This is a genomic window from Chlamydiota bacterium, from assembly GCA_012729785.1.
In the GTDB taxonomy this organism is placed as follows: domain Bacteria; phylum Auribacterota; class Tritonobacteria; order UBA1439; family UBA1439; genus UBA1439.
This window is the reverse complement of the sequence record JAAYCL010000009.1, coordinates 1-7,321: the sequence shown is the minus strand read 5'-3', so window position 1 is coordinate 7,321 and position 7,321 is coordinate 1. Positions and strand designations below refer to the sequence as shown.

The following is a 7,321-nucleotide window of genomic DNA, read 5'->3' as shown; positions in this document are numbered from 1 at the left end:
CTCCGCAACCGGCTCTTTCAACGCCTCGCGGAGGCGCACGGTTTCGGCGCCATCGCCGTCGAGAGCGACTTCTTCCGCGGACGACTCGTGGACGAGTTCGTGTCGGGCCGCGGCCCGGCGTCGTACGAAGAGGTGCGGGAGGAGGGGTTCAGTCACACCTTCGGCCGGCTCGACGCGAACCGGGAGCTCGTGGAGTGGATGCGGAGCCGGAACGCCGATCCGTCCCGGCCGACACGACTCCGCTTCTACGGCTTCGACGGCCCGATGGAGATGATCGGCACCCCGAGCCCGCGGCGCCTGGTCCTCTTCGCACTCGACTATCTCGCCTCGGCCGACCGCCCGGCGGCGGAGGCGCGCCGCGCGCGCATCGAGCCGCTCCTCGGGGACGACGCGGCCTGGGAGGACCCCGCCGCCTCGACCGACCCGTCGAAGGCGTTCGGCTCCTCGCCCGCCGCGGCCGCCCTCCGGGTCGAGACGGAGGAGCTCATCGCCGACCTCCGCGCGCGACGCCCGGCGCTCGCGGCGGACGAGGGGCGGGATCGGTACCTGGAGGCGGTCCACCACGCGGAGATGGCGCGCCACCTGCTGAACTACCACGCCGCGCTGGCGCGGAGGTCGGAGGCGCGGATCGCGGAGATGCTGGGGATACGCGATCTGATGATGGCCGACACCCTGGCCTACATCGCGACCCTGGAATGCGGACGGGGCAAGGTGCTGGTCTTCGCCCACAACAGCCACCTGAAACGGGGGAAGGCGGAGTGGCAGCTCGGCCCGCACGCGCTCGCCTGGTGGCCGGCGGGCGCGCACCTCGACTCGATGCTCGGCGCCCGCTACGCCGTCGTCGGCGCGGGGCTGGGGGTGTCGGAGGATAACGGCATCGGCGTTCCCGAACCGGGCACGCTCGAGGCGCTCCTGACCGCCGCGCCCGGCCCGGCACGGTTCATCCCGACGCACCGGGGGACGCAGTTCCCTCCCGGAACGCTCCCGGCGATCCGGGCGCGCTCCGGCAGCGCGAGGAACCCGGGCTACTTCCCTCTCGACGCGAGGAGCTTCACCGACTACGACTGGCTTGCCGTCCTGGACTCCACATCGTACAGCCGCGGCGCGCCCCCGTTGCCGTAGCCCGGTCCGTCCGCCGGCGCGTCACGACAGCCCCGGGACACGGCGCGGGGCGACGGGCGGACGCCGCGCGGGCTTGAAGTAGACCGTCGCCTCGCACCCCGGCACGGCGCCGATGAGCTCGCGCTCGAACTCGTCGGCCAGGGCCGCGGCCTCCGCGGCGGTGAGATCCTCGCGCACGACGAATCCGACATCGAGAAACGTCCTGCGTCCCGCCCGCCGGGCCCGCACCCGGTGGACGCCGCATGCGCGGGCCCCGTACCGCTTCGCCATCCCCTCGATCAGGTCGCAGATCTCCCGTTCCGGCGCGCCGTCCAGAAGCTCCCGCAGCTCGCCGCCGAGCTCCCTGAGCGGCAGCCGCATGAACAGAAGGGCGAGGACGATCGCCATCGTCGGGTCGATGTAGGGGGCGGCTTCCCGGTACCCGAGCCGAACCGCCGCGATCCCGAGCATGAACCCCGCGCACATCGCGAACGAAAGGCCCGCGTCCACGAACCACTGCGTCGCGGAGGCGCGAAGGATGGCCGATCCCTCCCGCCCGGCGACGCCCCGCAGGTAGGCCCCCAGCGCCAGGGCGAGCATCCCGCAGAAGAGCGACGAGGCGGCGGGGAGATCGTAGCGGACGATATCCTCCGGGTGGATGATGTCCTGGACGGCGACGATCGACCCGAGGACGCACGTGGAGATGATGCCGATGTTCTGCGCGGCGGCGGCGAGCGGCTCGTATTTGCCGTACCCGAAATGGAAGAGGCGGTCGGGCGGGCTGCCCACCTTGCGTATCGCGACCCGCGCGAACAGCGTCATGCAGAGGATGAGAAACCCCGTCCCCGCGTCGAGCAGCAGGGCGACCGAATCGCAGGCGACGCCGACGGCGGACGAGACGGCGAAGGTGAGCACCGCGCCGACGATCGACAGCCGCGCGGCCGAGGCCTCGCGGCTACCGCACGGGGGACGCACGCGGCGGGTCGGCATCTACTCGATCACCTTGAAATCGGCCGGAGCCGTCACGGTGAGGCGGAGGTAGTTCCCGTTGCCCTCCCTGGTGATCTCCCCGGTGGCGACGACCTCCTTGCCGTTGTAGTAGCTCTCCGCGTCGCGGCGGAATTTCGAAAGCTCGGCTGCGGGGATCTTCACGGACAGGTACCTGCTGTAATCGGCGTGGAAGTTCAGGTACAGGTTGCCGCTCCTGGCCGACCGATGCGCCCCCACGATCGTCCCCGCCACGCTCTTCCTCTGGTCGACGTAGTCGGCCGCCTCCGAGAAGGGGATCGCGTCCACGACCGCCCCCCCCGCGGCGTCGGGTTTCGGCGCCGCGGCGGCCTCCCGCGCGGCGGGAGCCTGCGGCGTCTTCAAACGCCACCGCGTGTCGCAGTACGGGCACCAGCCGCTGCCGAGCTCGGAGGACACCGTGAACCTGTTCGTACAGGCGTGGCACTCGACCAGCGTGAACGGCGGGGCGGCGTAGACGGGGACCTTGGCCTGCTCCGGCTCCTCCCTCGGGGGCGCCTCCTCCCGCGGGGCCTTGGCGGAGTCGCCGGGCGCGCCGACCGTGATCTCGTCCTTGAACTTCTCCAGGGTCTTGCCGCCGATGCCCTTCACCCTCCGTAGATCGTTGACGCTGCGATACGGGCGCCCCTCGATGATCCTCTGGGCCATCACCGGCCCTATCCCGGTGAGCCCCTCCAGCTCCCCCTTCGATGCCGTGTTGATGTCGACGAGGCAGAAGGCGGCCCCCGCGCACAGGAGCGCGGACGCCGCGGCGAGACGCGCAAGCATCTTCATCGTTCACCTCCGCTGTTGCGCGCGCGCTTCGCGGCCGCTCAGGCCCGCTCCGCCCGCACGATGAGCCGGTGGCCCTCCGTGAACGGAACGAGGGCGTCGAGTTTCGACAGGAGACGCAGACACGGGTACGCGAAACAGTAGAGCCGGAACCTCTTCTCCATCCGCTTCATCTGCGCCTCGGTGATCAGCAGCCCCTTGGTGCTGTGGACCGCCCCGCCCGCCGAGGCGGAGGAGGCCCGGGTGACCGCGATATCGACCAGTTCCGTGAAGAAGCGCGAGTAGGTGGAGACCCGCGTCACGCGGAACCCGTTCCCCAGAAGCGACTCCAGCCCCTGCCGGGAGTAGCCCGGCCGCAGATGCCCGTGCTGTTCGTCGGTGAGGCCCGCGAGGCTTCTGAGGAGGCGGGACACCGAACGGCGCTTCAGATGCGGCACGTTCACGACCAGCACGCCGCCGGGTCTCAGTATCCTGCGCAGTTCGGCGACGCAGCCGCGGTCGTCCCGGAGATGCTCGAGATAGTCGACGACGGCGACGAGATCGAACTGCCCGTCGGCGAACGGCATCGCGGCCCCGTCGACGGTTTTAGAGACGCGTTCCCCCACCAGGGAGCGGATCGACTCGACGGCGTCGTCGTTGAGATCGGCGCTGTGCCAGACGCCCCCGTGCGCCCTGAGCAGGCGGCTGATGACGCCGTTGTCCCCGCCCAGGTCGAGGCAGACCTTCCCCTCCGTCGGCGGGAGAAAGTCGCGCAAGGCGCAGAGCTTCACCTGCTTGATGACGGATTTCTCGAAGAGGCGAAGGTGCCAGTCGTCGGGCGAGGCGCGCATCTCCGAGTCCTTCCTGCCTCGGGACCGATCGGACCCCAAGCAGACACAGGATACCACACGGCCGCCGGCCAGTCAAACGGGCGGGTTGAACCCCGGGCGGCGACGCGCTATACTGCCCCCGTTCGCAGGCACCGTTGCAGGGAGGTCACCGATGGGTCTTCGCGGCTGGGCGCTGTTCCTCGCGGGGCTTCTCCTGCTCGCGTTCATCTTCAGCCACCCGCTCGCCCTCCATCTCCGCAGCGGGATGCCCTATTCGTTTCTCCCCGTCCCCGGCCTCGAGCTGCTGCATCAGCACCCGGGAGACTATCTCCAGCTGATGTACCGTTTCTGGCTCTTCGAGAAGGCGCTCGAGGGCCGGACCGCGTTCTTCTCCAACGCCTTCGAGTTCTCCACCCCGCGCACCCCGCCCACCTTCGTGACGCAGGGGATACCGATCTCGTTCCTCTTCATGCTCTTCATGCCGCTGGGCAACATCGCCGCCTACAACGCCCTCGTCGTGCTTTCGTTCCTCGCCGCGGGGGCGGCGATGGCGCTCCTGGTCTCCGCGGTCACGGGGAGCCCCGGGGCCGCGGCCGCGTGCGGTCTCCTCTACGCGTGCGTGCCGTACCGCCTCGGCCACCTGTACGGGGGCCATATCGGGGGGTTCGTCTTCTTCCTCCCGCCGCTGGCGCTCTACTGCATTGAGCGCGGGTTCGCGGCGGGCGGAGGCGGACGAAACGCGTTCCGGTGGGGACTGGCCTGCGGCCTCTGCGTCCTCTCCACCGCCATGACCGAGCTCCACATCAGCTTCTACCTCGCCCCGCTGCTCTGCGTCTACTTCGCCGTCTCGTTCGCCGCTCTCGCCCGCCAGGCGGGACGGCCCGCCGCGACGCGCACCGCCCTGCGCATCCTCGGGGGGCTGCTTCTGCCCGCCGCCGCGAGCGTCGCCTACCTCCTCTGGGTGCGTCACGCCATCATCGCCCCCTCGTCCGTCAGCGGCGGTCGGACGCTCAAGAACGTCCAGGCCTTCAGTCCGCTCCTCGGCGACCTGCTCCGCAAGAGCCCCAACGCGGAGAAGAACATCTACCCCGGATACGCCGCGCTGCTTCTCGCCCTCTGGGGGATCCTCCAGCGGCGCCGCGAGATCGCCCGCGGGCGGGCGGAGGGCGGCGCCCTGCTGCTCCTCTACTTCTGGGTCGGGCTTTGCGCGCTCGGGTACCTGCTCGCCCTCGGCACCACGCTCGAGGCGCGGGTTCCTGTCTACGGCTGGCTGCATGCGCGCGTGCCGTTCCTGGCCTTCTCCCGCACCCCGAGCAGGATCCTCTGCCTCGCCCTCCCCGCCCTGTTCGTCCTGTGCGGCTTCGGGCTGCGGGCCATTCTGTCGCGCGGGAGACCCGCGCGCGGCGCCGCGTTCCTCCTCGTGTTCCTCGCGCTCGCGGACTACCACCCGAAGCGGCCGATCGGGATCAGCATACTGCGGGGGATGGACCGCGTCTACGAGACGGTGCGCCGGGAGGCGCAGGGGAAACGCCTCCTCGATCTGCCGATCTGGCCGGGAGACTCCGCGTGGAGCGCGATCTACGAATACTACGCCACGCTCACCGGCGTGCCGATCGTGAACGGCTACAACCCGGTACCCCGCCAGCGCTACGTGACGGAGGTGTTCGAGCCGCTCCGGAGTCTCAACGTCGGCGAGCTGCGGGCGGCGCAGCACGCCCTGCTGCGGGACTGGAACGTCTCGCACATCGTCCTCCACCAGGACCTGTTCCCCCGCAAGGTGAGCCGCTACCCGTTCCGCTTCACCCTGCGCAACCTTCTCGACTCGCCGTACCTCCGGTTCGTGATGCAGGAAGGCCCCAACCACCTCTTTGAGGTCCTCGACGCGCCGTCGGGCCCCCCGCCGGCGTTCTGCCGCCGCAGCCCGGTCGGGAACCTGTACCCCGCGCGGTCCGCCGGGTATGAGGTCGGCAGGCGCATCCAGGACGCCGCGGCGTCGGGCGGGCGCGCGATCGCCGCGGTCGGCCGCGGCGAACCGGAGGGGATGCTTTTCGGCGGCGTCTCGCGCTTCTACCCGACGGGCGCGTTCCGGGTCTGGTTCAACCTGAAGCTGGTCGCGCCGCCGGACGACGGGCCCGCGGCGAGGCTCGAGGTGTACGACGTCGGGAAGGGGCGCACCATCGCGGCCCGGGAGCTCTCCGCGGACGAGTTCGGCGCACCCGGGGGATACCGGCTCTTCGACCTTTCGTTCGTCAATCAGGAGTCCGCCCGCATCGAGTTCAGGGTGCAGCGCCTCGGCGGGAGCGGACTCCGGGCGGATTTCGCCTACGTGCTGTTCGACGGGGAGGAGGACCCGCGCCCCCGGTACGAGGCGGAGGACCTGTACCATATCGGCCGGTGCATCGAGGACGCGGCGGCGTCGGGCGGGCACGCCGTGGAGATCAGCCGCGAGGAGGATCCCCATATGCCGATGGCGAGCGGCCCCGAACGCCTCTACCCGCCCGGGGAGTACCGCGCGCGTTTCATGATGGAGGCGGAAGACGCGGACGAGGGCTCGGTCGCGCTCCTCGCGGCGTCGTCATCCTTCGGCGACACCCTGGCCTCCCGCGAGCTTGCGGCGGCCGATCTTCGCGGGCCCGGCCGATACCGCCCGCAGGAGCTCGAATTCACGCTCGACCGGCTCACCCCCCTCCAATTCTCGATCCGCCATTTCAACCGGGCCCGCCTGCGTTTCGACGCGATCGAGATCGAGCGGCGCTAGCGGCCGCCGTCGCCCCCGTCCGGGCACCCCCTCCGGTTCGCGCCGCCGCCCCACACCGACAGGTAGTACGCGGTGAGCGCGGCGATAAAGAAGAGCCACGCGAACGCGAGCGGCCAGGTGGAGCGCACCGGGTGGAGGAACGACGGGAGCGCCCGGCTCGAGATCTCCACGCCGAAACAGGCGAGCAGGTGCACGTGCCGGTACAGCGTCAGCGGATACGCGCAGCCCAGCGCGCCGAAGAGGATGCCGACGGAGAGAAGGAATGCGAACGGGATCGTGAACGAACGCCCCGGCGAACGGGAGAGGGCGTAGCAGAGCGCGGCGCCGAGGAGCGGCGCGGGGGCGACGATGTAGCGCGGCGGGGGCGCGTACCCGCCCCACCAGTGCATGTAGAGCGACTCGGGGAGATACAGCGAGAGGACGAGGGCGGCGAGGCCCCAGCCCCGCCGCGGTTGTTCCCGCGCGAGGAGGGCGACGGAGGGGACGGCCAGGAGGTAGACCGGGGACCATGCCAGCATCCCCACCGCCTGGTCGAGCGCGAGGCCCAGGAGGCCGTTCAACCCTCCCCGCGCCCAGAATGCCGTGCGGCCGAACCCCTGGTGCAGATAGCCGCCCGCGAAACTCCATGTGCCGAACGCCATCTGCTGGTACCCCAACAGAAGGGCGCACGAGACGGCGAGCGGGACCGCGGCGACGACGAGGGCCGCCGCGCGGCGGCGCGGGTTTTCATCGGTCCACGCCCGGCGCGCGTGCATCGCCGCGAGGAGGAGGGCGGGGAGGAGGAAGCGGAAGGAGAGCCACGGGAGGAAGGCGACGCAGAGGGACGAGATGATGAGGGAACCCGTGAATCGGGGAG

6 protein-coding genes are annotated in these 7,321 nt (G+C 70.8%); 2 read left to right on the top strand and 4 right to left on the bottom strand.

Annotated elements, in window-relative coordinates; translation table 11 throughout:
• On the top strand, positions 1-1,122 hold a 1,122-nt coding region (locus GXY35_01910; protein NLW93356.1), incomplete at its 5' end, for an erythromycin esterase family protein.
• A gap of 21 nt (positions 1,123-1,143) precedes the next feature.
• Here the strand turns inward: GXY35_01910 and GXY35_01905 are convergent.
• The 3 genes from GXY35_01905 to GXY35_01895 are packed head-to-tail and all read right to left on the bottom strand — an operon-like array spanning position 1,144 to position 3,728.
• On the bottom strand, positions 1,144-2,091 hold the full coding sequence (locus GXY35_01905) for a cation diffusion facilitator family transporter (protein NLW93355.1): 948 nt from the start codon (positions 2,089-2,091) through the stop codon (positions 1,144-1,146).
• Positions 2,092-2,901 (bottom strand): ComEA family DNA-binding protein, encoded by an 810-nt coding sequence (locus GXY35_01900; protein NLW93354.1) that lies wholly within the window; start codon positions 2,899-2,901, stop codon positions 2,092-2,094.
• A gap of 38 nt (positions 2,902-2,939) precedes the next feature.
• Positions 2,940-3,728: a class I SAM-dependent methyltransferase gene (locus GXY35_01895; protein NLW93353.1), complete on the bottom strand. Its 789-nt coding sequence runs from the start codon at positions 3,726-3,728 to the stop codon at positions 2,940-2,942.
• A 151-nt stretch (positions 3,729-3,879) separates the two neighbouring features.
• On the opposite strand from GXY35_01895, the gene GXY35_01890 reads away from it, so the two are divergent.
• Positions 3,880-6,465: a hypothetical protein gene (locus tag GXY35_01890; GenBank protein ID NLW93352.1), complete on the top strand. Its 2,586-nt coding sequence runs from the start codon at positions 3,880-3,882 to the stop codon at positions 6,463-6,465.
• Here GXY35_01890 and GXY35_01885 read toward each other — a convergent pair.
• Positions 6,462-7,321 (bottom strand): hypothetical protein (locus GXY35_01885; GenBank protein ID NLW93351.1); only part of this gene is annotated, 860 nt, incomplete at its 5' end. The genes GXY35_01890 and GXY35_01885 overlap by 4 nt on opposite strands.

What these genes read in the sequence shown, in the direction of transcription:
- GXY35_01905 (NLW93355.1), bottom strand. Translation starts at nt 2,091, where the DNA reads ATGCCGACCCGCCGCGTGCGTCCCCCGTGCGGTAGCCGCGAGGCCTCG.
- GXY35_01900 (NLW93354.1), bottom strand. Translation starts at nt 2,901, where the DNA reads ATGAAGATGCTTGCGCGTCTCGCCGCGGCGTCCGCGCTCCTGTGCGCG.
- GXY35_01895 (NLW93353.1), bottom strand. Translation starts at nt 3,728, where the DNA reads ATGCGCGCCTCGCCCGACGACTGGCACCTTCGCCTCTTCGAGAAATCC.
- GXY35_01890 (NLW93352.1), top strand. Translation starts at nt 3,880, where the DNA reads ATGGGTCTTCGCGGCTGGGCGCTGTTCCTCGCGGGGCTTCTCCTGCTC.